We start from the raw sequence: 26312 nt of genomic DNA on the forward strand, positions 1-26312 counted from the left end.
AAAAAAAGTCGCAAGGTTCGATATTTGCATATCGCACGTTCTGTGGGTTGATCTTAGTACGATCCAGCTTGACCAGGTCGTCGCGACTGGCCTCAAGGTGGTCAATCAGTTCTTCCTCGTTGCGGCAGGTTGTCTTGCCAACAATGGTAACCCGCTCAATCGCGTTGAAGGCGGCTTCGATACGGTTCTTGAACGATTTTTCGACTTTGTACCAATCACCGGCGAAGAGGACATAGTAGTCTTGGCTCGCACCTGTGCCGAGTGTTGTTTCATAAACAAAGCAATCATATACACGCCACTTCTCAGAAAACTCGCCTTCGTCATCAGCCTTCGCCTTGACGCGGTGCTTCTCCTTGACTTCGGAGATTCCGCCTTTGAAGGCGCAGCGCTTCAACTCTGCGATATAGTCCTTGATAGAAAGGCTGTGGAAATTTGTGCCGTGGCTCCCAAAACCGTTGTAGTGTAGCAGAGACCCCTCAGTGTAATTTACGATTTCTGGGGGCGTCATGTGTAGATCGCTGGCCTTACCCGCCTTTAAGTCCTTGATCGCCTTTTCGATACTCGCGTCGAGCTTCTCGATTGTATCCTTTTCCTCGACTCTTCGCATGTTATCGACCCATGCGAACTCTTTTTGATAGGTCGTTTTGGTGTACTCCGAGATGATCTCAGCGCACTTCTCATGGAACTTGTCCGGTTCCACTCGGCACGTGATCGACAAGCTGTCCTTACCGGCAACGAAGCTGGCAAAGGCAGGTTTGCGCGGCGTGCCACCCGCGACCCGGGCGAGATCGCGAAGCATATCAACACCAAAAGCCTGGACATCGCTGTCCTTGCTCGCCTGCACACGTTTCTGAAACGTGACGGCATCTGGTGTTGCCAGATCAATGGATCGAAGCTTGTCTCTCGGAACGCTGTTGAGCGTGACCCGCAAGCCGAACTGACGCTCGAAAGCGTGATCGTTCAATGCGATATGGGCATGACCAAAACACACGGCGGCAATGCGATCCCCGACGGGTAAAAAGACAACCGCGCCTGCACCGCCTGTGAAGATGCCTTCGGGCAAATCGGGGCTGACTTGCTGCAACAGATCACGCCAGCCAGGCGGATTAGAGTAAATCTGTCCGATGAACAGCCGCGCTCCTTCGCCCGCACCCCACGGCCGTTCTTCAAGTGCTCGATCAGCGTCTGATGCAAATGTCTCGGTGAAGGCGTCTTCGGGCGTACGTCCTTTCCGTAGGAGCCGGACGTTGAGTGTGCGCATTTTTGTTTTCTCAGTCATGCCGCCGCCTCTTCATCGTCCGAGGCCTCGACACGCCATTCGCCTGTCAGAAGCTTCTGCATCAAGCCGCGCTTCTGGTCGGTCAGGGCAGCAATCTCCTCGTCTAGGAGCGCAAGCTCTCGCTTGGCTGTTGTCAGAGCTTGTGCGATCCGCTTCTGTTCTTCGATTGGCGGAACTGGCACTCGACAGCTGAAGAAGTCGTCGGAGTAGAGGTTGAGCAAGCCATCGTTGCGAACACCCGAATTGATCAGGCGCGAGAGCTGATAGTTCAGCGCGCCTGCGGCAAAGAGATGGTCATAAAACTCGGGATCAAGCCCCGGCTTCAGAGCGAAGCAATAATAGACAAACGGAACAAGCGCCGTGTCACGGTCGAGCCGGAACACACAGCCATAAGGGGCAGTCTTTGAGTTGCCCTTGTTGTAGGCGAACTCGCCCTCATGAAGGAGCGTGTAGCGTTCGACGCTGCGCCCCGCCATGTTTCGCGCAAATTTGTCGGACTGCATGAGGAAACCAGACTTCGCCGATATTGTCATGACAGAATGATCGCCGCCCGAACTCTTTCGCTTAACTGGCGTGCAGACCTTCGAGAGCGGTTTCTGTTGCCAATGAGCAGGGAATACCCCACCACGTCCCATCGTAGTTTGAGCCAGTCCACCCAGCTGCCTTGCCTTGGTTGAGCGCAGGGCACTGAGCTTTTCGAGCGCCTCGTCCCAGATCCGCAGGATCGCTGCGATCTTGCGTTGTTCGGAGAGCGGAGGAAGTAAAACCTCGACAGTTGCGAGGTCTGGTGCATGAATATGGACAACAGATTGCCCTTTTCCCAAGCGAGCCTTCTGGCGAACCACGGGATCAGAGTTCAAAGCGTGAGCGAGAAAGACAGCGTTTTGACCATGCCCTCTCAAGATGACTGTATCGCCACCAACCCAAGCCCGCTCCTTTCCCGTGTACGTTACGACTTTTCCGATTTCCTCAGCAGTTTCCCCTGAAGCCGCAAATACGATATCACCGTGCTCCAAAGCGCAGGCTTGGTCGGCAGCTGAAGGCGATACTTTAGAGACAAGACCCGTGGTTACGGTCTCATACGTTGAGTAGATTTCTCCATATCGCAAACATGGATACCCCTCTTCACAGACGTCAGAACGGGCTATTCCTTTGCCTTTTACGAATACACCGAGCTCGCCAAGCTTAATTTTCGCCCATCCTGTCTTCGGTAATAGTTCTTCGATTGTCAGCTCATGTTCACGCATCAATTCCGAGCTCCTTCAGATAACCCGACATCTTGGCGCGCACGTCTGCTAGCTCGCCCTCGATCCGCACGATGTCCGCCTGCACGGCGGCAACGTCGATCTCTTCCTCCGGCTCGAAGGTGTCGACGTAGCGCGGGATGTTGAGGTTATAGCCATTCTCGGCGATCTCGTCGGTGCTGGCGAGGTGGGAATACTTCTCGACCTCGGCGCGGGCGCTGTAGGTGTCGAGCACCCGCTTGATATGGGTGTCCTCGTCCATCACGTTCTGGGCTTTGCCAGGTGTGAACTCCTTGCTGGCGTCGATGAAGAGCACGTCCTTGCGATCCGCGTTCGCGCCGCCTTCCTCGCGGGAACGGTCAAAAACCAGAATGGCAACGGGGATGCCCGTGGTGGTGAAGAGGTTCGCAGGCAACCCGACAACCGCGTCGAGAAGGTTCTCCTCGATCAGCTGCTGGCGGATTTTGCCCTCTGCCCCACCCCGGAACAGAACGCCGTGCGGCACGATCACCGCCACGCGCCCTGACTGGCGCTTGGCGATCTCGATCATGTGCGTGATGAAGGCATAATCACCCTTGGACTTGGGTGGAATGCCCCGCCAGTAACGGTGATACTGGTCTGTGTCCGCATCATCCGCGCCCCACTTGTCGAGCGAGAACGGAGGGTTGGCGAGAACGACATCGAATTTCTGAAGGTGATCGCCCTCGATCAACGCAGGGCTGTTCAGGGTGTCACACCATTCGATGCGCGCGGCGTCTCTAGCGTGCAGGAACATGTTCATCCGTGCCAGTGCCCATGTTGCGCCATTCACCTCCTGCCCGTAGAGGGCGAAGTTGTTCGAGCCGACCATTTCAGACGCCTTGATCAGCAGCGAGCCCGAGCCACAGGCAGGGTCGCAGATGGTGTCGCCTTCCTTTGGCGCGGCAAGGTTTGCCAGCAAGCCGGAGACGGGGGCTGGGGTAAAAAACTCACCTGCCTTCTTGCCTGCGTCCGAGGCGAAGCGTGAAATCAGGTAGATATAGGTTTCGCCGATGATGTCTTCCTTCACCCGCGACGGGCGCAGGTCGAGGGCAGGCTTGTTGAAGTCTTCGAGGAGGTTCTTCAGGCGGCGGTTGCGATCCTTGGTGCGACCAAGGTTCGATTCCGAGTTGAAGTCGATGTTGCGGAACACGCCTTCGAGCTTGGAGCGGTTCTTGTCCTCGATGTCTTCGAGGGCGATGTTGATCAGCTCGCCGATATTCGGCTCGTTACGCTGTTCATAGAGGTCATAGAAGCTTGCGCCTTCGGGCAGGTAGAAGCGCTCGCGCTCCATGCGGCGGCGGATGCGCACATCATCGTCACCATACTGCTTGCGGTAGGTCTCGAAGTGGTCGTTCCAGTTGTCCGTGATATACTTCAAGAACAACATCACCAAGATGTAGTCCTTGTATTGCGCGGGATCGACCGCGCCCCGGAAGGTGTCGCAGGCAGCCCATGCTGCGTTGTTCACTTCCGCCTGTGTCAGTTTATCGTTCATTTTCAAATCCTTTTGTGTCTCATTGTGGGGCGGGGCATGTGCCCGCCCCAAGTTTTTTCTCAAATCAATCCACAGGGCGGGTTGAACTGCGCACGCAGCTGGCGCTCGATCAGTATCCTGTTGTGTGCGTCGGCATAGATCGCGGCGACAGACAGCTGCGCGTGCCCCTGTCCGCGCCAGCACGGCGCGCGGTTATGGTTCGACACCCGTTCCCGAATGTTCTGCGACTCTCCGACATCGACCACGTTCCAGGTGGACGCCGCGCCGTGCCGTCCGAGGATCACGTAAACGCCAGAGCGCGCCTGCAAGTTGTTTTCATTGCCGAAAGGGCCTTCGGCGTGGTAGCTTCCAATGTTGATGGACATGTTCACCTCATGAGTTTGTCCGTTGCAATTTGCCCGAGCTTTTCGAGGAGCGGTGGGCACCGTTATGCTCAGCTTCATTGCCGTGAAGCTGAGCGTTTCGCACCTGTTGAAGCAGGGCGAATCTCGTGAATTTTCTTTTCGTGTCAGCCAGTTCGTGCAGAAGCCGGGTTTCTGTTGCGGACAGGGCATCGAGCTCTGTGATCATCCGCTGCACTGCCAGACTCGGTATGTGCAGCGGTAGCGTTTCAAGACATTCCTTCGGGATCATCCGAAGCTTTGTCCCGCGCGCACCCAAGTCTAAGTGCCGTTGCGCTTCATGCTGATTGATCGACCACGCGACGTATTCTGGAAGGAGATCGTCTCCGCTCGGGCGGATCACCATCACTGGCAGCAACGCTACCGCTGCTTCACCTGCACCTCCTATGGCAATGCTGGCTGTGTTGTTGTCTCCGCGAGAGCGGAACAGGACATCGCCATGCTCAACCAGGTAACGGTCGAGCTTGCCATCCAAGGCATATTTCCCTGCCACGCTTAGACTGACCCGCTCACCTTGAAGGTCACGCAGTTGGATAGCAGGAACGCCCTTCTCGGCGTCCTCTGTGAGGGCGGTTCTGGCGGCATAGCCCGCTCGAATTTCGCACGCTTCGCCCAAGGTGATATTTTTTATGTTGTAGCTCATGCTCATACAAATAAGACGTCGAGGCGTTGATGTCAAGAAATTTGTGCGTAGGCTTGTCTACTGCAATTTTTGATGTCACAGGCCACACTGAAACTGCTTAGCTCATCACCCTACATCCCCAAACGGCCCTCCGGGCATTTCATGCCCGTCCGCGCGAAGCGCCGGGCCTGTCGGCGGGTGGCCTTCAGCTTGCCCGCCGACAGGTCACCCAGAAACCGCCCACATCCACGATCACTCCACAACGCAAAAAGTCCCCCGCCTACTGACGGGGGCCTCGATCGTTGCGGCGGTGCGGGCCGTTACTCAGCGGCCATCCGGTCGGCCTGCGCGGTGCAGGCCATGATGTAATCCACGGCCTTCTGCGCTTCGGAGGCGGCGCGAAATATCGCGCGGCTGTCTTCCTTCATCGCCTCAAGCCATCCTTCGACATAGGCAGCACTCTGGTCGAATTCAGGCTCCACCCCGATCTGTGCGCAAAGCATGCAGTTCCCGATTTCCGCAACCAGCTCCTCGAACGCGTAGGCCTTGCGGTCATTGAACCGGCCAAGACGGTCAAGCCGCTTTGTTGCCCCTGTCCAGTGGGTCAGCTCATGCGCCAAGGTGCCGTAATATCCTGCGGCCCTGTGAAAGGTCGCGATCGGCGGCATGTGGATACGGTCGGTTTTGATGTTGTAATAGGCGCGCGGCTCCTCGGTCACGTCGATCTGCGCACCGGTCGCAGCAAAGAACGCCTCCAACTCGGGGTCAGCTACGGTGCCAAGATCACGGGGCGGATCGGGCAGGATGTAGAATTCAGCAGGCAAGCCCTCGATCTGGTCGGCGTTGAACACGCGGTAGGCTTTGGCGTAGGGGATTTGGCGTTCCTCGCCGCTCTCGTCCTCGCGCTCGACGGTGCCGTATTTCACCACGGTTGCGGATTTCTCGCCCTTGCGGACATGGCCCCCAAGCTGCTTGGCCTGATTGAACGTCATCCAGCGAGCTGAGCTGTAACCCTTGGCCATCGCCGTGGCCCAAAGCATCAGGATGTTGATGCCCCGATAGGCTTCGCCGTTGAACCGTTCCGGCAAGCTGACCGATGCACCGCTACCGGTCCACGGCTTGCGCCATGGTGGCGTTCCTGCCTCGATCTGCGCGATGATCTGATTGGTGACATGAGAATAAACGTCAAACTTCTCTGCGGTCATTTGTGACCCTCCTGTAAGTGACGCGGTGGAAGCCTGAGCCCCTTTCCGCCAATGGGCGGGCCTTCCTGTTCTGCTGTTTGGAATGCCCATGCATTCCGGACGGCAGAGCAGGTAAGGGCAAAGCCCGTCCTGCGGCCTGGCGGGGCCGTGACAACCGGGTGGAGGGCGTGAATTTGGGAGGGAACCGCGCGCCTGCGCGTGGGAGGAACCGGAATTCTCGACCGGAACCGACGCCGCAGGCGGCGCTTGCCGGTTTTCTCGGACCTGCCAGGATGGCAGGCGGATTAACAGGGATTTGGAAACTGTCAGGGCTGGGGTGAGCGGGGGTCAGCCCGTCGATCCCCTGCCCTGTCTATCGTTCAAAGCGAGACCGGCGCACCGCCGGGATCACGTCATTTTATAGCTTCTTTGTTACCAAAGTGGCTTAAGCCAAACCTTTGCGTCACACATCTACTACCTCTAGACTCGGCCAAATTTTAATTGCCAGCATCGCAAGCGCAACGCCTCGCTCTTCAATCTCTGCTTCTGTCCATTGGTCGTGCTTCTCAAACCATTTGTTCAGAAATAGTCCAGTATGTTCTTTGAATTTCGCCTTCTTCTTTTTGAAGCTCTTGTTCCCTGACGAAATGTTCAGTCCTCCTGAAAGGAGGGTCAGGTTGCCCAAGGTGTGAAGCTTAGCGTTTCGCACAATTGTCTCCTGCTCCAAAGAGGCAGGATCGACCGTCACGCCGTCAGCTAAAGGCCAATCCTTGCCCCAAGACTGCGGAAGAACGTGCTCGACCCAGAGCCCTTCTGGCCGTTCACCGTGCTCAGCCAGCTTCGTTCGGCTTGCAACTTCAAGCTCCCAGAGAATGTCCACCAGTCTGGGTCTTGGTGAGATCGCGTAAGCATTGTTGCTGAGAACGCCCCGACGAAACTCGGTATCGTCCGGGAAGCGACTGCTATCGCCCTTTCGATCAGAAAAGAATCTTCTGAACACATCCACGGATGGCCCGTCGGTTTTGAACTCTGCGCTAAGTGACTGAAATAGCTTGTTTAGGTTTTTCGTTGTAAGACCACAGATTGCACGACGGACGAGGTAAGAATAGATCAGCTCCGACAATTCACGGCGCTCGTCGTGGTCGAGGTCAGAGCGTCCGATTTGCATAGCGATCGGGTAAGCCGTTGTAACCTGCCATGCTGCGAGCTTACGCCCGAGCCAATGCAAGGTTTGATCTTCGTTTTTGCGGCCTTCTAGGGTCTCGTAGAGCGGCGCGTAGGCCTCGATCAGGCGCAACTCGTCCTCGACGTCCTCAAAGCGCGGCTTGTTCTTCGGGACAGCGAACGCGCGATACTCAGCGTAAAGTTCCCGCATAGAAATTTTCTCGCCAGTTTCTGCGGCAAGAGTATGCGCGAGAAAATGGTCAATACGTGGACGGGTTGGACGCGCATTCGGCGCAGCCTCTTTCCACCAACCCATGTCAAACGGTGTCCAAAGTTTTGTGTAAAGTTGCTCCACCGATGCGCTTTGCTTTTCGGCCCGGTGGAAGATGTTATTTCTTACAAGGTCCATCGCCAAAAGCGGTTCACCCTGTGAGTTCAACGTCTCAAAAATAACCTGAGCATCATCATTCTCACCGAGGGTAATTACGACCAGCTTCAGGCGATCCAGCATGGCCGTCAATATAGCCTCAAGTCGTTCAGCCACGAGATCAAGTTCAACGCCTGCATCTTCGACCGTCTCTGGTGCATTTGCGTCGAGGTCGATCTCGCTTTCTTCGTCCGGTCCGTAAAACGAAAAATCGTCAATCCAGCTGTAGAACAAGTGATACGCCCTGAAAGCTGGAAATGGCGTATTCTTTGGCACTCCTCGTCCCCAATAGAGATGGCGGTACTTTTTTGAGACCTCAGGATAAGTCATCTCGATTAGGTCGTGAAACAGCTCGCGATCTGACGGCGTAGGGTTCAGCTTGAACTTCGTCAGCGGGTCGCTGTCTTTGCTCTTCGGAACGTTTAAAAGATAGCCGTCAATGTGTTCGATCAAGTCAGCCAACTCATGGTGCCGGGCGACTTCGCGCAACGCCGCCAACATGATCTGAAAAGTTGTAAGGCGCTGTTGGCCATCCACGACCTGAACGACAGGCGTGATGCCGATCTGCGACCCCTGATCAACCGGAGACAGGATCAGCGCACCCATATAATGTTCGAACTTTGCGTCCCCTTCCAAAACCTCAATGGCCTTAGCTGTGACATCTTCCCAAAAAGGCTCTAAACGCTTGTCACCCCATTGATATTTGCGTTGATACAGCGGCACCATGAAGCGACGGGCCTCTTTGAGTACAACTTCCACGGGGTGATCGTCAGCATCCATAATATTGCCTTTCTTAAAGAGCTTTGCTCAAAATAAACCGATAAACTTGTTTTGTTCAAAATAGTACCGGTCACGTGCGGGCTTGATCGACAACGCGGTATCGAACGGATGCGCCTGAAGGGCCAAAGGTGGCCAACCTTCGTTCTCGCGCACAGGGAAATACGTCACGACGAACTCATCATCAGCGGTCAATAGACTTGGAACATCGTTCCATCGGAGAAGCGGTGCGTCCGTGATATGCCCATCGTCATTTAGGCTGACAGGCGCGTTCAAAATTTGTTGCCATGCTTGGATCTCGTCCTCCACTTCAAGCAGTGCGAAAGATGGCGTTGGGTCGAGTGACCGCGATGCGTCTTTCACCCGAAATGCATAGATCGTCGGCAACGCCCCTTTCGGGGTCCCATCCGGCGCTTGATACAGCATGGTGTCGTATACGTCCGTGTACGTGGGAAGCGGCTGCGTTTGCTTCTCTTGCTTTTTGAAGAGGCCAAACATTAGGAAGCCGTATCAACCGGGCTAGTCTTCAAGCCCTTTGGCTGGTCGCGCCCTTCCCCTTCGAACGATGCGGGAACAGCATCAATCCCGATATCCCAAAGGGCCGCAAGCAGGCCCCCCTTGGCAACCATGTCGGCTGCCTCTTGGCCGTAGGCAGCGACGAAATCATCACTGGTCGCGAACACTTGTGGGCTATTGTCCGCAATGCGCTGCGCCATTGATTTCACAGCGGGCTGGTCCTTGTGGTAGCGATCTTCAAACACCGTGTGGTTCCTTTCAGTTTTTAACGTTCTCTGTCGCGATCGCGGCCCTGCCCGCGCTCGGACGCAGTATCACGTCCCCGCCCGAGAATGTCATCCCGCCGCCCTTGGTCACGGCCCTCGCCGTCGCGGGCGGCAATGTCCCGTTCTACCGCCGCTGCATCCCGCTCCTGTCCGATATCGCGCACACGCCCAAGGATGGCGTCCCGACGATCCCGGTCTGGATCGTCAGGCGCAACCCTCTCCCGCCCGACATCCGGCGCTTGCACCTCGGGTCGATCAACATCGCGCCCCAACACCGCCGCCCGGCGCGCGTCCATATCGCCCCGCTCGGCCCCAGCCTGCGGCCTCTCAACCTCGCCCATAACCTTCTCCTTGATCCGTGACATCGCCGCCTCGGCGCGGCCCCAAAGCTGATCCAGCCGCTCGCGTGCGGTGGCAATGAAGGCGCGCCCGCGCTCCATCAGCTCCAGCCGCAATTCCAACTGCCGCCAACCCAACTCTTGGCGCTGTGCATTGCGCGCCTGCGCCGCGCGGAAGGCGTCGCCGCGCTCGGTGACGATCCCGCGCTTCTCCTGGGCATTGGCCGATGGTCCAATTTTCGGCTCGGGCTCGCGGCTGAGTTCGACCACTTTTTTCTCGTGCTCAAGCGCCAGCTCTTCCTGCCCGCCCCCGCGCGCCCGCTCGACCTGTTGCTCGGCCTCGGCGCGCTGAACATCAAGGGACCGGTGGTCGATCCGCTCCGACCGCCCTGCCCGCTCAAGAGCCGTGTTCGCATCCCGCGCCCAGGCTTCGCGCCAGCCCATCAGCAAATCCGGCGCATTCCAGCTGCGATCCTTCTTCCCGAACCCCTCGCCGGTCAGCTCGCGCATGGTCAGCATGACATGCGCATGGGGCTGACCCTGACCATCACGGGCCTTGCCCTCGTGAATGGCCACATCCGCGATCATGCCGCGATCAACAAACTCGCGCTGAACAAAGCCGCGCAACAGCTCCAGGCGCTCGCCCCGATCAAGCTCACGCGGCAGCGCCACTTCGATCTCGCGGGCAAGCTGGGCATCGCGCCGCTTCTCGACGGCTTCGACGGCGTTCCAGAGCTGGTCTCGATCACGCATCCAGTCGGGCGCATTTTCGGGGGCCATGATCTCGGAATGCACAACGCCACCCTTGCGCGAATAGTCATGCTCCAATCCCTGACGGTCATCCCGCAGCCGCCCAGCCGTCCGGTAGGCGGCGGCTGCGACCGATGACCGGCCCCCTGCCCGGCTGATCACTTTCGCACTGAGATGATAGATCGCCACGGATCGAGCGCCTCTCTTCAAAACAGGGTCCAGCGCCTGGTTGCGCTGGTCGGGAGCGCGAGGGTGAAACCCTCGTTCAGGCGGCATCGCCGCCTTGGGGGGAAGCCGTCCGGCGCGGGGGTTTACCCCCATGAGGACGCGCACGTTGTCGAAGACAATGTATAAGCGCGCATTTAAATCTTTTCAACCTATCAATCCGCCACTACATTCGCCCCGATTATTCCCGAGGTTTCCCCATGTCCCAAAGCCGCCCGACCGACGCCCGGATCAAAGAACTGGCCGAGAAGAAAGCTCAGCTCGACGCTCAAATCGCAGCGCTCGATGCCCGGCGGCGTCTCTCCGAAAAGAAAGACGAAGACCGCCTCAAATGGCTCCTGGGCACTTTGGTCTTCGACCGTTTGAGCGCCGAACCTGCTCTTCAGAGCATCGTGCGGCGCGACCTGCCAGACCGCCTCACCCAGCGGGATCGCGACCGTGGACTCTGGCAGATTCTGTTTCCCGATAACGACGAGGACCGGTCATGAGTTTTGTTCTGGAAGCCCGCCACTGGGTGATCATGATCGGTGCTGTGATCCTGGCCGCTGCCGCCCTGATCCTCGCTCCGCAAGCGGTCGCGATCTACCCGGTGACCACCTATGCCTTCCCGATCATCGCCATGGCCACCATCCTTGACACCCTCGGAACCGCCGCAGAGCGTCACAGGACACCGCTGAAGCTCCTCGCATGGGTCTGCCTGTGCGCTGCCGCCCTCACAGCCCTGACGCCCCTCAGAGCGCCGCTCAATGACATACTGGCGATTGTCCAGGCATGGACGGGCGCTGGCTGGCCCCTCCCCCGTGCCATTTGGGAAGGACTCAAGGGGCTGGCGCGGTATTCTGATCCGCAGAAACAGGCCATGGCGATCTCCTTCGCGCTCGGGGCCTTCGGCGTGGCTGTCGCTGTCAGCACCCCGCTGGTGGCGATCTTCAATCCGCGCATTGGCCGCAACCGCAAATCCCGCACCGGCCCCTGGCAAGCGGGATGGATGGACCCGCGTGACGTGGCCCAGCTGAAGCGCAACAAGACCGGCCTGCCCCTCGCCCTGCACAAGGGCAAGCTCCTGCGCTACGTCAAGAACGATGCGAAGGGATGGCGCGGCGGGCATCACCTCGTTGTCTCCGGCACACGCGGCGGCAAGGGCGTCAGCGCCGTGATCCCGGCGATCCTCGACCACCAGGGGCCGGTCGTCGTCCTGGACATCAAGGGCGAAAATTTCGCCGTCACGCGCCGCCACCGCGAAGAGCTCGGGCGTAAGGTGGCCGTCCTCAACCCTTTCGGCCTCGTCGAGGATGGAAAGGATCAGTTCAACCCGCTCGACTACATCCGGCCCCACGAGCTGGCGCGCGACGTGGCCCTGGTTGCGGACGGCTTGGTCAAACCGGAACAAGGCGACGGGGCACATTTTTCGGAAATGGCCCGCCAGCTGGTCGCGGCGGCGATCGAAGTGATCGTGACCCAGGAAGAACCCAACCGGCGCAATCTGATCGCCGTCGCCGATCTGCTTCTGTCAGCAAACCTCGACGGCACGCTTGAGGCCTGGGCCGAAAACGCCGACCTTGTCGGCCACCGCCCGGCCCAGACTGCTGCCACGATCCTGCGCGCAGGTGACAGAGAACGAGGGTCGATTCAAACAGCGGTCTCGAAAGCTTTTGAGTGGATGCAGTCCGACAACATGCGCCACTTCCTGGCCGGGTCCAGCTTCCGTATGGATGATCTTCTCGATGATCGGGTCGATCTCTTCATCGCGGTGCCGCTCGACCAGGTGGACAAGCAAGCGATCTTTATGCGCCTGTTCATCAACCTTGTCCTGGGCACGGTTGTGCGCCAGGACGGGCGGCGCAAGGTCAAGGCTCCGATCCTGTTGGTTCTCGATGAATTCGTACGCATGGGGCGCATGGAGCAGATCATGAACATCGCCAATGTCGCCGCAGGGGCCGGTGTCGAAGCGCTGTTCGTTACCCAGGATACTGGTCAGGTCGAAAAGGCCTATGGGCCAAACGATGCCCGGTCGATCTTCGGTTCTTGCATCACCAAGCGTGTCTTCAACCTCAACGATATCGAAACCGCCGAATGGGCAGCGCGCCACCTCGGGGAAAGCACGGTCTATTCTCAGCAAATTCGAGAGGGCAAAGCCCCGCACGAGGGCCGTGATTTTTCCTACTCGGAGCAGCGTCAGAAGCTCATGACGGCTGAGCAAATCACGGGCATGAAGGCAGATGATCTGCTGCTGTTGGTGGGTAACCGCAACCCGCTCAAGGCCAAGCAGAATGTGTATTTCAAGAGCAAGCTCTACCGGGGAAGGTTCGATCAGAACCCCCTGAGTTGAAAGTTGTGCGTTGGAATTTTGTTAAAGGTTTCGCGTTCTGAGGGAGTTAAATAGAGTTATAATAGAGTTACACCTTGGAAAATGCCCAACAACACCTTGAAACGAATAGTGTTTTCCAGAAGGCCGGTGTGTGAAATGACGAAGTTTGGTGTGTGAAATGACGAATCTGGGTGTGTGAAATGACGATAGCTTAGAAAAGTTATCCACAGGCCGTTGGTGTGTGAAATGACGAATCTTGACGATCGGTGTGTGAAATGACGATAGTGAGTCATGGTGTGTGAAATGACGAATCGTGAGCTGAGCAGAGGGTGTGTGAAATGACGAATGCACGCTCCCCGCTCCTGCCGGACCGGCATCCGCAAAAAGACCTGTTCGTTTGCGACATTGTGGACGCGGTGCCGAAGGGCGACATGGCCTCGATGGAACATCCTGTGTTTACCCTCTCGACCAAGCCGGACATGAAACCGCGACGCTACCAGAATGGTGATAATTCGATTGAGGTCTCACCGTCACGCTACGGGCTGGCCACAGTCCATGACCGTGACGTGCTGATCTACTGTATCAGTCAGTGCATGGCTGCACTCAATGAAGGCCGCAAAGTCAACCGGTCAATGCGGTTCAAGGCTCATGATTTGCTGGTGGCGACGAACCGTCAGACCTCGGGCCAAGGCTACCAGCTCTTGAAGGATGCGCTGCGGCGTCTGCAAGGCACGCAGATCGAGACGAATATCCGCCAAGGTGGCAAGGAATATTTTAAAGTGTTCGGCCTGATCGAGTCCGCGGAAATCGTTCGGGAGACACGTGACGGTCGGATGCAGGATGTCGAGATCACACTGTCGGATTGGGTGTTTGATGCCATCGAGAACAATCATGTTCTGACATTGAACAAGCAGTATTTTTTCCTCCGAAAACCGCTTGAACGGCGACTCTATGAACTGGCCCGTAAGCATTGCGGCGCACAACCCAAGTGGAAGTGTGGGCTCGAACTCTTGCGCGACAAGTGCGGGTCAGGCTCAACCACGAAAGAATTCAGGCGATTGATTTCGAAGATCATCGAAGATGACGCGGTGCACGACCATCTTCCCGACTACACCATGAGCGTCGAAAGCGATAATGTTGTCTTTCGCCCCAAGGTGGCTGAGGCGGTGATCGCCCCCTCCTTCCTAGCGTTGCGGTTCAGAAAACCAGATACACATGATGAGGCGCGGCGTCTTGCGCCCGGGTGGGACGTATACGTGCTGGAAAACGAGTGGCGGTCATGGGTGCATGACAAGGCTATCGACGTGAAGGATGCCGATAAGCACTTTCTGGCCTTCTGCAATAAGCGAGGCGCATACCAGAATTAAAACGCACAAATGTGGGTTTGTGGCTTTACGCTTTCCCACGAATGTGGTGAGGTGGACTCATGATCATATCTTTCCTGAACCAAAAAGGCGGCGTCGGCAAAACCACCCTATCGGTGAACGTGGCGGGCTGTCTGGCACGCCAAGGCCACCGGGTGCTTCTGATCGACGCTGACAAGCAAGGCTCGGCCACAACATGGGCAAGTCTGCGCGAAGATGCGCCCTTCCAGGTTGTCAGCATGGCACGGGCCAACATGGCGCGGGACGCGCTAAAGCTTGCCCAAGACTATACTCACACCATCATCGACGGCCCGCCGCACGCGGAGGAGATTGCCCGATCTTGTATTGTTGCATCGGACTTTGTGGCGTTGCCCATCGAACCGTCCGGTCTCTCGACGTGGGCATCTGACCTGACAGTGCGTCAAGTCAAAGAAGCGCAGGAATTCAAGTCTTCCCTCAAATGTGGGTTTGTGGTTTCCCGCAAAATAGGGAAAACTGTCATAGGGCGAGATATTCGCAACATGGCTGCCGAGGCGGGTTTGCCAATCCTAGCAAGTGAGATCGAGCAACGGGTGGCCTTCGCTGAAGGTATGACCATGGGGCAAACGATTTTCGAGTGGGCTGGCGATAGCAATGCGGCCCGCGAGATCAACCAACTAACGAAAGAGATTGAGCGGTATGTCGAAGAAGACATTTTCGGCGGCTCCGAAGCCGAAGCAGCAGCCAACGGATGACCAAATCCTCGCGTTTGAACGTGGTGGGGCAGGGCATGACACAACACGGGCAGACAAGCCGGTCGCGAAGACCATGCCGGATGAGCCGACCAAGCGCCTGAGCCTTGATCTTCCGGCGAGCCTGCACACGCGATTCAAAACGGCGTGCAGTGCGACGGATCGGAAAATGGTAGGTGAACTCCAAGCCTTCATTGAACAGCGCACGCAAGAATTGGAAGAGGATGCGGGCATAACCCGCAAATGAACAAAAGCACAAATGTGGGTTTGTGTGAAATATTGCGCAGGCGGGATTTGTGGCTTAAAAACAAAGGGGAGGGCGGCGGCGCAAGAAACGTCACCGCATGATGAGAATGCATGCAGAGCTGAGAACGAGAGAAGCCCTTGGGCCATTCGGCCCGGTCGAGGAAAAGAACGCACCAGACGTGTTGTACACGGCGGGTGATACCGCGCTTTTGACCGAAGGCTCGCGCGTGGCGATTGTCGGCTCAAGAAAAGCCACCCCGGACGGCATCAAACGAGCACAGGCTGTCACTCGTGCCTTGGTGCAGCAGGGTATCATTGTCGTCAGCGGCCTAGCCGAAGGCATCGACACAGTGGCGCATAGAACTGCGATAGAAGAGGGCGGGCGCACTATAGCTGTGCTCGGCACGCCCTTATCCAAGGCGTACCCGGCCACGAATGCCGGTCTACTTGAAGAGATCAAGCGTGATCACCTAGCGATTTCCCAGTTTCCCGAAGGTTATCCAGGCAAGAGCGAGAATTTCCCGCGCCGCAACCGGACGATGGCGCTCATCTGCGATGCTACCATCGTGATCGAAGCAAGCGAGAAGAGCGGGACCCGCCACCAGGGATGGGAAGCTATCCGGCTTGGCCGCGATCTCTACCTGCTTGAGAACGTCGCAACCAATCCGAACCTAACTTGGCCGAAACAGCTCATCGAGTACGGAGCACAAATCCTGCGCCGTGAAGACCTACCCGATATCTTGCTCGATATTCCGAACTACACTGCTGGGGGCGTTCGTGCCTTCGAGCTATGAGTATGGCACCTTCGCCAACTATTCCCCACGCGGTAGCTCGGAGCTGTCTGTAACCTCCCGAAAAGCCTGTGGCGCGATCAAGGCTGGCCGGGTCAATGTCATCGCCTCGACCGTTCCGCACCTGCAAGACTCGAAGGCGGACGCTCTGCGGCCTTTTCTCGGGCCTGATGTCACCTTGGTGCCGGTACCGCGCTCGGCGCCACTCCCCGATGGGGCGCTTTGGCCTGCCAAGGTGATCTGCGACGTGTTGCACGAGCACGGGTTCGGCCAAGATGTACAAACCTATCTGAAAAGAACGAGGGCTATACCGCGTTCGTCAAATTCACCGGCGGCGGAAAGACCACTTGTCCCTATTCACCTGGAAAGCATCGAGGCGGAGAGACCGTTCTTCGTGCCGAACAAGATCACCATCGTGGATGATGTTCTGACCATGGGACGGACAAGCTTTGCTTGCGCGGAACTCATTCGGGCTGTCTGCCCGGACGCAGAAATTCGTATTTTTGCAATGATCCGGACGCAAGGCCTGCAAGAAGACATTGAGAAAATTGTTGATCCGGCCATAGGCACCATCATTGGCTACCCATCCGGCAAGACCCACCGTGACCCATAAATGAAAAGATGTGGGTTTGTGGGTATGTGGCGGAAATGGGAATTGAGTTATTAAGACAAATTACGAACGATGATCACAGACTGACTGACAATAGGCATAGATGCTGAATAACCATAAACAATTCCTGGCATGGAGACGGCAGGTCTTTGTCCGCAATCCACATCGAGATCTGAATGCTCTTTACACTGGGCTTAAGCAGAGAAGCGGCGTTTACTTGATCGGCTGCGCGGAGGAGATTGTCTACATAGGGCAGTCATGGGACCTGACGGAGCGACCAATTGATAGCTTGGGCCGTTTCTACCACCGTGTTTCTGACGTCTCACTGCCGTGGTCTCTCGCTCTGGCACCCTGCCCACCTGACGAGATGCACGAAAGGGAAAGCACGGCCATTCGTTCCTTCGCCCCAAAGTTCAACACATCGATCCCAAGCATCCCTGCGAGCGAGGGACGGATGCCAGAGATTATCGGCTACGCTGCTGTCTTTCAGGATCAGATCAGTTCAGGCGGGGCTTTTGACGAGGGAAACCTTCGTCGGCAAATGGAGCGCGCAGCTGAAAACCCTTCACCACCTTGGCGGCAGGGGAAACAACGAAGGAAAACCGGGAAGCGCGAGCCGAAGCCCGAGTTGCCGCCGCTTGATCCTCCAACGCAGCTGACGGGAGACTCGCTTCGAGAAGCGTGGCAGCGCTACGGCGTCCCGTCTGATGGAGCTTTGATCTATCCGATCAATCTCTGCGATGATGGCTCAGTCGTGACCCGTGACGGAGAGATTATCGGTACATGGTCGATGGACCAGTACGAAGCACCTTCGTTTACGCCAGACGATGCGATTATTCCCTTATTCGAAGCACCTTTGGTCGGCCTTCTATGCATGCGCATACGCGAATGGCACGAAAGCAAAACTGGCGAGAAGCTATAGAGCTATGGCTACGCCCCCGCTCTGTTCACAACCATCTCCATGAAGCAACAGACAGGAAATTCAGTAATGAAACCGCAGTTGTGCAATCTCTAGGCTCTGGCCGTCGCCAGTACCACTAACCCGGTAGACCATTCGATCTTCCTGAGAAATCCGCCGTGACCACCAGCCGGTCAGATCTCCCTTCAAAGGTTCCGGCTTGCCGGTTCCTTTGAAGGGGGTCCGCTTGCATTGCTTGATCAGCTCGTTGATCCGGTCACGTACCTTGTCGTTGGTGCTGACCCAGTACTGATAATCTTCCCAGGCCTGATCGGAAAAAACCAGCTTCACTCGGTAAGCTCACGCTCTTCGCCAGTTCCAGCATCGAGTTGCGCGATTGACGCGCGCAAGCGGGATGCGTTTTTCGGTGTGGACAAGAGGTGCAGCGTCTCGTTGACGGCGTTCCAGGTTTCCAAGGATACAACCACGACGGACTCACCTTTTTTGCGCGTCACAACAATTTCCTGCTTGTCGTGGATCGCTCGATCCATGACGCCCTTCAGTTGAGCTCGTGCGTCTGAGTAGGTCATAACATCCATGTCGACTCTCCTTTGCTTCCCTCTATATGTACAATATTAAGTACAAGTAAAGGGATGGTACGAAGGCGGCAGTCAATTTCATGGAGAATTTACGAAAGAGAAAGGGCTCACATGGATGACATCGTTACCCGCCCCGCAGAGGAAATTTCTCGCGAGGAACTTTACGAACTGGTCTGGCAGACCCCCATGAGCAAGCTTGGTGCCCAACTCGCGACGAACGGGCCAGGCTTGGCCGCTCTTTGTCGAAAGCGCCAAATTCCTACGCCACCCTTGGGCTACTGGCAGAAAAAGGCCGTTGGCCGTGCTCCTGAAATGCCTCCTTTGCCGTCATTCGAACCGCCCCAAAAGACCTCCCCTTCAATCAAGCCAGCGCGGGGCAGTGGTAAACCGCAAGTACCTGCGTCCGTCCCATCTCGCGACGCTGAGTCCGTTGCGGAACTACCACCCTTCGATGAAGACGACGAAAGCCTTGACCATATGCGAGCGCTGCACCCGAAGGTGAAGGCATGGGTCGCAGAGCACCGTCAGCTACAGGAGAGCCGTCGAGCGGAAAACCGGCAACGGTCGCGCGACTTTTGGGGAGGATCACTTCCTCATATCAGCGACCTCACTGCGCGTGACCGATATCGCTTCAGGGTGACAAGCACCCTGTTTCGCGCGATTGAGAAGCAAGGGGGACAGATCGGCGAAGCCAAGCTTACAGGCAAGGTGACGTTCCTTGTCAACGAGCAAGAGCTCAAGTGCGTAATCGCTGAGAAAATGTCGAGGGCGACAAAGATCATGGAGGGGGCAGGGAAGTGGACGGCCTTTCCCCATCACCACCAAACAGGCCTTGTTTCCTCTGGTTTCCTGCGCGTGAGGTTCGACACTTATGTCAATGGTCGTAATCGCGACTGGATTGAAACGTCCAAGAAGAAAATGGCGATTATCCTGCCCGATATCGTTAGCGCGATTATCGCGGCAGGGCCACTTTTGGCAGAGGCCGCGCGAGAGCGTGAGGAGCGACATCGCCGCTATGAGCAAGAGCAAGCAGAACGTCGTGAGCGCCAAAGACAACAAGAGATTGATCACAGGCGTTGGAGCCGGTTTCAGGACCATGTTGAAAACTGGCGGGAGCGCGATCGGCTTTTGGCATTCATCGAAGAACTACGCCGCCGTCTGCAAATTGAGGGGGATGCCGACATTGAAGGTAGACCCCTCAGCGACTGGATCGTCTGGGCCGAAGAGCGAACACATGCGCTCGATCCGTTCCAGAATGGTCTGAAAGGGTTTTTTGAAACTATCAGCTCCGCTTGATTGTTCGGCTACTCATACTCGGACAGCAACGCCTCGTATTCCTCAATTACAGCGCTTAAACGAGCAGTGAAAACTTCTTGCTCGTTACCTTGTAAGGGGCTTCGATCTAACGAAAATGACTGTCCCCGAATTACGTCCAGCAACCGAAGTTGCGAGGGGGAAATCTCTGTTAAAGCTTCTGTCATGCCCCAAAGGCCGAACCTGCCTGCATCCTCTGATATATTCGGTTCTGGGGAGAAATATGGATAAACAGCATACTCATCGCCATGGCCATCAATCACAGATATCAGGTTTTCCACTCTGATAGTCATTCCGATTTGAGAGATATAAATTTGGCCAAAATGATTGTCGCCTTGCTCGTACGGAGAGTTTACCCAGCGTCGTCGCTCACTCCACCAAAGTAAAAAACCATCCCTCAATTGGGGATACAGATTTTGCCTCCTTGGATTGGAATCAATGCGGCTCTGCGTATCGACGTGCAAATCTGATAGGCCTAGAACATGCTGCTTAGCATCATACCAAAATGGGCCATAGAAATCGCCGCCGCCGCTGTCAGTGCCCGCCTCTCGCGCTCTGTCCGCACGAATAATGCCGCGTATGTCAGTGCGACGAGAGGCAGGGTCTGAAAAGGCTAACTTTAGCGCCTTCCGCAAGGTGAGATTGTTTATTGGCAAAGCAAATCCTAACTTTTCAAACTTCCTCAAGTAAGGAGCCAAAGCCTGTTTCGATCAAGAAACTTCTCGTTCTCTAAGAACACTTGTCCTGTCGTGGCGTGCAATCCTTCATGCGAGCTTTTTGTTAAAAGCTCGCATGACACGCCAAACGGAAAACCCAACAAAACATGGGGAAAGTGCAGCATCTCGCAACATGCCGCTTCCGTCATGCAAGCTTTATGGGTAATATATCCATATAACCTCGCAAGGATTTGCCCGTGACAGCTGCCGCTGAGACCACCTGGAACAAGGGCCGTGTCGTGGGCAAAAAACCCCCGCTGACGCCCGACCAGGTATCCCTGATCCGGATGATCCTGCGCCAAGAGAAAGCCATGCGTGACCTAGCGCTGTTCAACACAGCCCTCGACACCAGTTTCCGAGGATCGGATCTGGTGCGCCTGCGGGTTTCGGATGTGGCCACGCCGGCAGGCGTGCGCGAGATCGTGGAAATTCGGCAGAAGAAAACTGAGGCCCGTAATGCCCGCCCGGTCCAGGCGCGGCTGTCCTCGGGCACGCGCGACAGCCTGCGCGCCTATCTCGCAGCTTCAGAAAAGCCGATGCACGGCTGGCTGTTCACGGGGCAGGGGGCACGGTGGTCCCAGTCCCATCTCAGTGAAAGTCAGCTCTGGCGGCTGTTCCGGGTCTGGCTGGAGAAGGCCCGCCTCGATCCCAGCCTCTACGGCCTGCATTCGCTGCGCCGGACCTTCCCGACCCATATATACCAGCAGACCGGCAACCTGCGCGCGGCCCAGCTGCTGCTCGGCCATGCCAGTATTGAGAGCACCAAGGAATACATCGGCACCGAACAGGCCGAAGCCTTGGAAATTGCGCGCAAGTATCATCTCTGAGCCATGCAGACCTATCTTGAAAAACGTCAGCCTGCGCAGAAAATGGCCCGGTTCTACCGGATGGCGGTCATGCCGAACCTGTTCGGCGAATGGACGCTGTACCGCGAATGGGGCCGCATAGGGCAGGGCGGTCAGGTTCGGATGGATTGGTTCGAGGACGAGAACCAGGCCGTTGCGGCTCTGGTCACACTGGAAGCCTCCAAGCGTCAGCGGGGCTATTGGGTGGAGCCTCAGCAGCTGGCGATGTTCAGGTGATAGCGTGACGGACTCGCACAAGCTTCTTGACAGGCCGAAAAGTATAGTAATTATACCATTTTCAACATATATTGCCCTTCATGAAGTTCGAGTATGACCCCGACAAAAGCGCCGCGAACCGTGAAAAGCACGGGATCGACTTTGATGAGGCCCAGGCCCTCTGGGATGATCCTTATCTGATCGAGGCCCCTGCCAACGTCACGGATGAGCCACGCTTTCTGGCGGTTGGCATGATCGGGGCCAGACACTGGACGGCTGTTTACACATACCGGAGCGACCGGATGCGGATCATCTCCGTGCGCCGCGCTCGCAAGCAGGAGATTGATCACTATGAAGGCGACTGAATTCGACGAACGGTTTGAGGCGGGCGAAGACATGTCCGCCCATGTCGATTGGACAAAGGCGCGCCGCCTCAATGTCGAGGCCAAGCGGGTGAACGTGGATTTCCCAACCTGGGTGGTTGCCGGTTTGGACCGGCAAGCCCAGAAGCTGGGCATCACCCGTCAGGCGCTGATCAAGATGTGGATCGCGGAGCGGCTAGAGTAAACTGATCGAGTTTAGCCGGTCCTGGACCAGCTACGCGAGTTGTCGTTCGAGCTTGAGTTTCCGAGCCTCCCAATCCGGCATGACGCGCCTCAATAGGTCAAAGAAGGCGGGTCCATGATGGGGGTGCTCGATATGGCACAGCTCATGCGTGATCACATAGTCTATGGCCTCCGTCGAGGCCCTGATCAGAGTACGGTTGAGGACTAGATTCTTCCGGCCTGTCATCGAGCCCCAGCGATAGCTCAGCTCGCGAATGATGAGGCCGTTTGGGACGACCTTCTCAGGGTCGGAAAAACGTCCTCGACAGACATCCAGACGTTCGGCAAATTTGATCTGGGCCCGCTGCAACATCCAGTCTCGAACAAGCTCACGGGTGTGGGCGGCTCGACCTGGCTTTGTGCTCCAAACCATCAGCTGACCGCGCTGCATCTTGACGGAGCTTTGTATGCCGGGGATCACCTTGAGTTTATACTGCCGCCCCAAGTACAGGTGGGTCTCGCCGCCGATATACCGGCGTTCTGGCGTTTTGGGCTGGAACTGAGCATAGTAGCGCAGCTGCTTGCATATCCACGGCGCGCGTTTGCGCACCTTCTCGATGATACATTCAGAGCTCGCGTCCTCGGGCGCGACAACCTCGACCTGCTGGTCGGGCAAGACGCTTATGGACAGGGTCTTGCGAACCCGCCTCACGACAGAAAAACGGATCGTCTCGCTGCCGAAGCTAGCCTCAAGAACCTCGGCACTCATCCGGGGAACCTAGCCCGCGCGATATCCATGATCCGCAGCTCGATGTCGTCGAGAAGGTCGAGGGGAATGTCGATGCCCTTCTCGTCGCGCACGACATCGAAGAAATAGTCGTCGATAGCGTTGCGCATGTTGTTCTGCGCCATCTCGTTCGACCAGACATCGACAATGTGGTGATCCTTGACGATCCCGATGATCGACTGCGCGACATCGGCTGCCACAGTATCCTCAACACCGCCGTTGATCTCCTTCAGGATCGGTTCAAGGACGCCGAAGACAGCCTGAGCGTCCGTGTCTCCCTTGATGCTTTCGGGCATGTCACGGCCATGATCGCGACGCGCAACGCGAGCTGCCAAGTCCACGACTGTCTTAAGGTAATCCTTCTCCGAAATCCGTTTCTCGCGATAGTCGCGGATCGTCTCAGCGAGCATCTCGGAGAACTGCCTGTAGAAGGAAGGGTCTTGCTCCATCTTTTCCGTGATGGTGCGCTTAGTGGCGCTTGCAATGCGATCCGCCTTGGAGGCGGCAGTCGTGCCCTCTTCTTCGATCACAGCATTCAACGCATCAGGATCGTTGATATTCACTAAGTCAATGATCACCTCGGCAGGCTTCGCCGTGACATGATCGTCGAGCAGTTTCTGAATCTTGGGCTCGAACTCTTTCACATCGACGGTTTCCTGATAGCGCAGCTGGACTGAGCGCTTCAGCTCGGAAAAGGCTTTCCAATCCTTCGTAAAGGTGGAAACCGCCGCCTCGTCAAACACGTCATAAAGCTTCTCTGAGGAAAGTGAGATGTGCAGGCAGCGGCCATAGTCCTTCAGCCGAGAATAGAAGTCTGCTCGCTTCGCGTCGTCAGCCAAGAGCTGCTCGAACTGTTCCATGTCCTTCTTGTTGCGAACCTCCTTGAAGACATCCCACAGCTGGTCGTGCAGCTGCGGCAACCTGCGAATTTCCTCCCGAATGTCATGCAATGATCCTGCGACATCATCACCGTCGAAACCTTCGAAAGCGCTGTAGGTCGTAAGTGCTGCGTCGAGCTCTCCAAGAAGCCCCTCATAATCGACAATGAAGCCGAACTGCTTTTCCTTGTCGTCGTCCTCATAGAGACGATTCACGCGGGCAATGGCTTGAAGAAGATTGTGCTCACGCAACGGTTTGCAAACGTAGAGCACGGTGTTTCGTGGGGCGTCAAAGCCGGTCAGAAGCTTAGAAACGACAATTAGGATTTCGGGATCGCCTGAGCCCTTGAAGGCGTCGATGACCTGCCGGTTATACTCGTCCTCGGTTTTGTGCTTGGCCATCATCTTGTCCCAGAACTTGCGCACCAAGTCCTTGGATTCCTGATCGACTTCCTCGTTACCTTCCTTGTCGTCAGGGGCGGAGATGATGATCTCGCTCGTCACATGGCCTATCTCATCGAGAACCTCCTTGAAGCGCACGGCAGCGGCCTTTGAGGGTGCCACCAGTTGCGCCTTGAAACCCGTGCCCTGCCAATACTGGCGGTAGTGCTCTGAAATATCGAACGCCTTGGCGCGGATGGCTTGGCTCGTTTTTGACAAGGCATCCATTCGCGAGAACTTTCGTTTTAGATCGGCTTTCTGCTTCTCCGTCAGCCCCTCACTGATCTTATCGAACCAAGTATCGACGACATCTCCACTCACCTGTTGCTCGACCAAGCGCCCTTCATAGAGCAAAGGGACGACCGCTTCATCCTTCACCGCCTGATCAATCGTATATTTGTGGATCAACCCCCCGAACGTATCGAGGGTGTTCTTGTCCTTCTTCAGAAGCGGCGTGCCCGTGAAGCCGAGATAACAGGCGTTCGGCAAGATGCGGCGCATCTTCAAGGCGAACTTGCCGTGCCCGCCATAGCGGCCTGTCTGGCTGCGGTGGCTTTCATCGACGAGAACGAAGATGTCGGCGCTGTCATCCTTGAAGTCATCCACCTTCATGGCGGTATCGAACTTGTTGATGATTGTCGTGACCAGAGGTGTGCGGTTCTTGATCAGCTCGATCAGGTTAGCGCCAGTGGCTGCTCGTACAGGTTCAAGGTCACAAGACTTGAACGTACCCTTTATTTGTTTGTCGAGATCATCACGATCCGTGACGATCAGAATGCGGGAAGCCTTTACGTCTTTATCAAGAGCAAGCGCGCGCGCAAGCATCACCATCGTCAGGCTCTTCCCTGAGCCTTGCGTGTGCCAGATCACCCCGCCTTTGCGGCGACCTTCCAGGTCGAAACCTTTCAAGCGAGCAAGAGCTATTCTGATGCTGAAGAATTGCTGATGGCGAGCTATCTTGCGCACCCCTCCATCGAAGACCGTGAAACGGCGCACAAGGTCGAGAAGGCGCGCCGGTCGGCACATCGCGTAGATGGCGCGATCCTGTTCACTGATCGACCTTTCTCCTCCCGCTGCCAACTCCTCGAAAAAGACGCGCGCGTCGGCAAGGTCGCCGGAGAAAACAGCGCTCTTTTCCTCTGCCGTCAAAGGTCGATTGATCGCAGTGGAGATGTCCGCGTCCTGATCCTCTTCATCGCGCCAGATTTGCCAGAACTTGCGCGGCGTACCCACGGTGGCATAGCGGGCTTCCTGCCGCTTCATGCTCATCAAGAGCTGCGCATAGTGGAAAAGCTGCGGGATGTTGTCCTCGTTCTGATACCCGATCAACTGGCTGTCGGCTTTCTTGAGCGATTCTGTCGGGCGCTTGTTCTCGATCACGATGAACGGAATGCCGTTCACAAAGCAGACGATATCGCAGCGCCGTGTCGCGGTGCTGGCCATCCGCTCGACACTCATTTCCGCCGTGACATGGAAGACATTGTTCTCGGGCGTCTCCCAGTCGATGTACTTGAAGGAATAGCTCTTGCTGTCGCCCTCAATCGCTTTGGAGATCGTCGTGCCCAGAACCAGAAGATCATAGATATCCTGGTTCGTGCCCTTCAGCCCCTTGAGCTTGTCAGGGGTCGGCTTGAGGCGGCGCAGCGCCTCATGCGCGTCTTCCAGGTCAAACGCATAGCTCTTGCCGCGATAGCTGTAGCTGTTGAGCTTCAACATCTGTTCCACAACGATGTTGTCGAGGATCACACTGCGGGTTTTGCCCCGCAGCTGATCGACCTTCGCTTGTGACAACGGCTGGAAGCCAAGCGCAACCAGCGTCTGTATTGCAGGTATCTGGGATTGGTACTTTTCGGCGGGATTGAAACCTTGAGGTGCATAGTGCTGATTCATGCTGCCTCCTCAATCACATCGTCGGTGACTTCGGGGACATCATTTCCGCCATCGCCATCGTCAGAATCTGAAGCAGGCTTTTCAATAAGCTCGATTGCGACAGGAATGCCGAACTGTGCGAGACGCTCAACAGCAGCTTGGAAACTTACCTTACTGAAGAACGGCAAACCGAGAGTCCCGTCTGCATAAGGGGGTCTCATTATGCCATAGACGACACGGTAGTCCTCTCGAACCACCTTATCGGTGCTCATAGGAAGGTGGACCTCGAAACCAGCCTTAACAGACTTTACCTTGGCGCGAAGCTTCTTTCTGAACTCTTTGTCAGAGATAAAGGCATCCGCACTGACAACTCCTTGGGACCAGAGATGACTGATCGGTCCTGAAGAGTTGCCATCTTTCAAGTGGATGAAATCCTTCTTGTCCG

The 26312-nt window shown here is 56.5% G+C and carries 29 protein-coding genes; 13 read left to right on the top strand and 16 right to left on the bottom strand.

All coding sequences use genetic code 11. The features are described from left to right. The 10 genes from VWY34_RS01480 to mobQ form a co-directional block, all read right to left on the bottom strand. Positions 1-1279, bottom strand: a 1279-nt coding sequence (locus VWY34_RS01480; protein WP_416558505.1) for a DUF6119 family protein, incomplete at its 3' end; no start/stop codon positions are given. After that, positions 1276-2526 (bottom strand): restriction endonuclease subunit S, encoded by a 1251-nt coding sequence (locus tag VWY34_RS01485; protein WP_416558506.1) that lies wholly within the window; start codon positions 2524-2526, stop codon positions 1276-1278. The genes VWY34_RS01480 and VWY34_RS01485, both read right to left, overlap by 4 nt. Continuing rightward, positions 2519-4039 carry a type I restriction-modification system subunit M gene (locus tag VWY34_RS01490; protein ID WP_416558507.1) on the bottom strand — a complete coding sequence of 507 codons (1521 nt, stop codon included), beginning with the start codon at positions 4037-4039 and terminating at the stop codon, positions 2519-2521. The genes VWY34_RS01485 and VWY34_RS01490 overlap by 8 nt, the downstream gene beginning before the upstream one ends. A gap of 59 nt (positions 4040-4098) precedes the next feature. After that, positions 4099-4404 (bottom strand): hypothetical protein, encoded by a 306-nt coding sequence (locus VWY34_RS01495; protein WP_416558508.1) that lies wholly within the window; start codon positions 4402-4404, stop codon positions 4099-4101. Positions 4405-4411: 7 nt separating this feature from the next. Next, positions 4412-5083 (bottom strand): restriction endonuclease subunit S, encoded by a 672-nt coding sequence (locus VWY34_RS01500; RefSeq protein WP_416558509.1) that lies wholly within the window; start codon positions 5081-5083, stop codon positions 4412-4414. A gap of 299 nt (positions 5084-5382) precedes the next feature. Then, the gene (locus tag VWY34_RS01505; protein WP_416558510.1) at positions 5383-6267 is read right to left on the bottom strand and encodes an ArdC family protein; all 885 of its coding nucleotides are present in this window, start codon (positions 6265-6267) and stop codon (positions 5383-5385) included. A gap of 442 nt (positions 6268-6709) precedes the next feature. After that, positions 6710-8617 (bottom strand): DUF262 domain-containing protein, encoded by a 1908-nt coding sequence (locus VWY34_RS01510; RefSeq protein ID WP_416558511.1) that lies wholly within the window; start codon positions 8615-8617, stop codon positions 6710-6712. 27 nt (positions 8618-8644) lie between these two features. Then, a complete protein-coding gene (locus tag VWY34_RS01515) occupies positions 8645-9112 on the bottom strand; it encodes a hypothetical protein (protein WP_340252080.1) in 468 nt (155 codons plus the stop codon). Beyond that, a complete protein-coding gene (locus VWY34_RS01520) occupies positions 9112-9375 on the bottom strand; it encodes a hypothetical protein (RefSeq protein ID WP_416558512.1) in 264 nt (87 codons plus the stop codon). Before VWY34_RS01520 ends, VWY34_RS01515 begins: the two co-directional genes overlap by 1 nt. 20 nt (positions 9376-9395) lie before the next feature. Further along, positions 9396-10673 (bottom strand): MobQ family relaxase, encoded by a 1278-nt coding sequence (gene mobQ / locus VWY34_RS01525; protein WP_416558513.1) that lies wholly within the window; start codon positions 10671-10673, stop codon positions 9396-9398. Positions 10674-10909: 236 nt separating this feature from the next. Between mobQ and VWY34_RS01530 the strand changes: the two genes are divergently transcribed. The 8 genes from VWY34_RS01530 (at position 10910) to VWY34_RS01565 (ending at position 17681) form a co-directional block, all read left to right on the top strand. Next, positions 10910-11197 carry a hypothetical protein gene (locus tag VWY34_RS01530; RefSeq protein WP_416558514.1) on the top strand — a complete coding sequence of 96 codons (288 nt, stop codon included), beginning with the start codon at positions 10910-10912 and terminating at the stop codon, positions 11195-11197. A gap of 32 nt (positions 11198-11229) precedes the next feature. After that, positions 11230-13038: a type IV secretory system conjugative DNA transfer family protein gene (locus VWY34_RS01535; RefSeq protein ID WP_416558515.1), complete on the top strand. Its 1809-nt coding sequence runs from the start codon at positions 11230-11232 to the stop codon at positions 13036-13038. A gap of 317 nt (positions 13039-13355) precedes the next feature. Beyond that, entirely contained in the window at positions 13356-14384 is a 1029-nt protein-coding gene (locus VWY34_RS01540) for a replication initiator protein A (RefSeq protein WP_416558516.1), read from the top strand. 59 nt (positions 14385-14443) lie between these two features. Then, positions 14444-15115: a ParA family partition ATPase gene (gene parA, locus VWY34_RS01545; protein WP_267168778.1), complete on the top strand. Its 672-nt coding sequence runs from the start codon at positions 14444-14446 to the stop codon at positions 15113-15115. After that, positions 15060-15359 (top strand): hypothetical protein, encoded by a 300-nt coding sequence (locus VWY34_RS01550; RefSeq protein ID WP_132953151.1) that lies wholly within the window; start codon positions 15060-15062, stop codon positions 15357-15359. Before parA ends, VWY34_RS01550 begins: the two co-directional genes overlap by 56 nt. Positions 15360-15465: 106 nt before the next feature. Beyond that, positions 15466-16152, top strand: a complete 687-nt coding sequence (locus VWY34_RS01555) for a DNA-processing protein DprA (protein WP_037931693.1) — start codon at positions 15466-15468, stop codon at positions 16150-16152. Then, positions 16136-16762: a phosphoribosyltransferase gene (locus tag VWY34_RS01560; protein ID WP_234973794.1), complete on the top strand. Its 627-nt coding sequence runs from the start codon at positions 16136-16138 to the stop codon at positions 16760-16762. Before VWY34_RS01555 ends, VWY34_RS01560 begins: the two co-directional genes overlap by 17 nt. A 100-nt stretch (positions 16763-16862) precedes the next feature. Next, positions 16863-17681, top strand: a complete 819-nt coding sequence (locus VWY34_RS01565) for a hypothetical protein (protein WP_267168779.1) — start codon at positions 16863-16865, stop codon at positions 17679-17681. Between the two features lie 60 nt (positions 17682-17741). Here the strand turns inward: VWY34_RS01565 and VWY34_RS01570 are convergent, their stop codons facing one another. Next, positions 17742-18008: a Txe/YoeB family addiction module toxin gene (locus tag VWY34_RS01570; protein ID WP_037931654.1), complete on the bottom strand. Its 267-nt coding sequence runs from the start codon at positions 18006-18008 to the stop codon at positions 17742-17744. Next, a complete protein-coding gene (locus tag VWY34_RS01575) occupies positions 18005-18256 on the bottom strand; it encodes a type II toxin-antitoxin system Phd/YefM family antitoxin (protein ID WP_037931651.1) in 252 nt (83 codons plus the stop codon). The genes VWY34_RS01570 and VWY34_RS01575 overlap by 4 nt, the downstream gene beginning before the upstream one ends. A 111-nt stretch (positions 18257-18367) precedes the next feature. Between VWY34_RS01575 and VWY34_RS01580 the strand changes: the two genes are divergently transcribed. Continuing rightward, positions 18368-19552 (top strand): hypothetical protein, encoded by a 1185-nt coding sequence (locus VWY34_RS01580; protein ID WP_416558517.1) that lies wholly within the window; start codon positions 18368-18370, stop codon positions 19550-19552. An 8-nt stretch (positions 19553-19560) separates the two neighbouring features. Here VWY34_RS01580 and VWY34_RS01585 read toward each other — a convergent pair whose 3' ends face one another. After that, the gene (locus VWY34_RS01585) at positions 19561-20256 is read right to left on the bottom strand and encodes a hypothetical protein (protein ID WP_416558518.1); all 696 of its coding nucleotides are present in this window, start codon (positions 20254-20256) and stop codon (positions 19561-19563) included. Between the two features lie 227 nt (positions 20257-20483). On the opposite strand from VWY34_RS01585, the gene VWY34_RS01590 reads away from it, so the two are divergent. From VWY34_RS01590 to brnA, 4 genes are all read left to right on the top strand, one after another. Next, the gene (locus tag VWY34_RS01590) at positions 20484-21113 is read left to right on the top strand and encodes a tyrosine-type recombinase/integrase (protein WP_416558519.1); all 630 of its coding nucleotides are present in this window, start codon (positions 20484-20486) and stop codon (positions 21111-21113) included. Positions 21114-21116: 3 nt separating this feature from the next. Continuing rightward, positions 21117-21368 (top strand): WGR domain-containing protein, encoded by a 252-nt coding sequence (locus tag VWY34_RS01595; protein WP_066009070.1) that lies wholly within the window; start codon positions 21117-21119, stop codon positions 21366-21368. 80 nt (positions 21369-21448) lie between these two features. Continuing rightward, positions 21449-21712, top strand: a complete 264-nt coding sequence (locus VWY34_RS01600) for a BrnT family toxin (protein ID WP_416558520.1) — start codon at positions 21449-21451, stop codon at positions 21710-21712. Further along, entirely contained in the window at positions 21699-21914 is a 216-nt protein-coding gene (gene brnA / locus VWY34_RS01605) for a type II toxin-antitoxin system BrnA family antitoxin (protein WP_037931637.1), read from the top strand. Before VWY34_RS01600 ends, brnA begins: the two co-directional genes overlap by 14 nt. 30 nt (positions 21915-21944) lie before the next feature. Here brnA and VWY34_RS01610 read toward each other — a convergent pair whose 3' ends face one another. The 3 genes from VWY34_RS01610 to VWY34_RS01620 form a co-directional block, all read right to left on the bottom strand. Next, a complete protein-coding gene (locus tag VWY34_RS01610; RefSeq protein WP_416558521.1) occupies positions 21945-22661 on the bottom strand; it encodes a M48 family metallopeptidase in 717 nt (238 codons plus the stop codon). Continuing rightward, entirely contained in the window at positions 22658-25888 is a 3231-nt protein-coding gene (locus VWY34_RS01615; RefSeq protein WP_416558522.1) for a type I restriction endonuclease subunit R, read from the bottom strand. Before VWY34_RS01615 ends, VWY34_RS01610 begins: the two co-directional genes overlap by 4 nt. Further along, the coding region (locus VWY34_RS01620; RefSeq protein ID WP_416558523.1) for a TIGR04141 family sporadically distributed protein at positions 25885-26312 on the bottom strand (428 nt) is incomplete at its 5' end. The genes VWY34_RS01615 and VWY34_RS01620, both read right to left, overlap by 4 nt.

Origin of the sequence: Phaeobacter sp. JH20_02, from assembly GCF_048056915.1 — a bacterium.
In the GTDB taxonomy this organism is placed as follows: Bacteria; Pseudomonadota; Alphaproteobacteria; order Rhodobacterales; family Rhodobacteraceae; genus Phaeobacter; species Phaeobacter bryozoorum.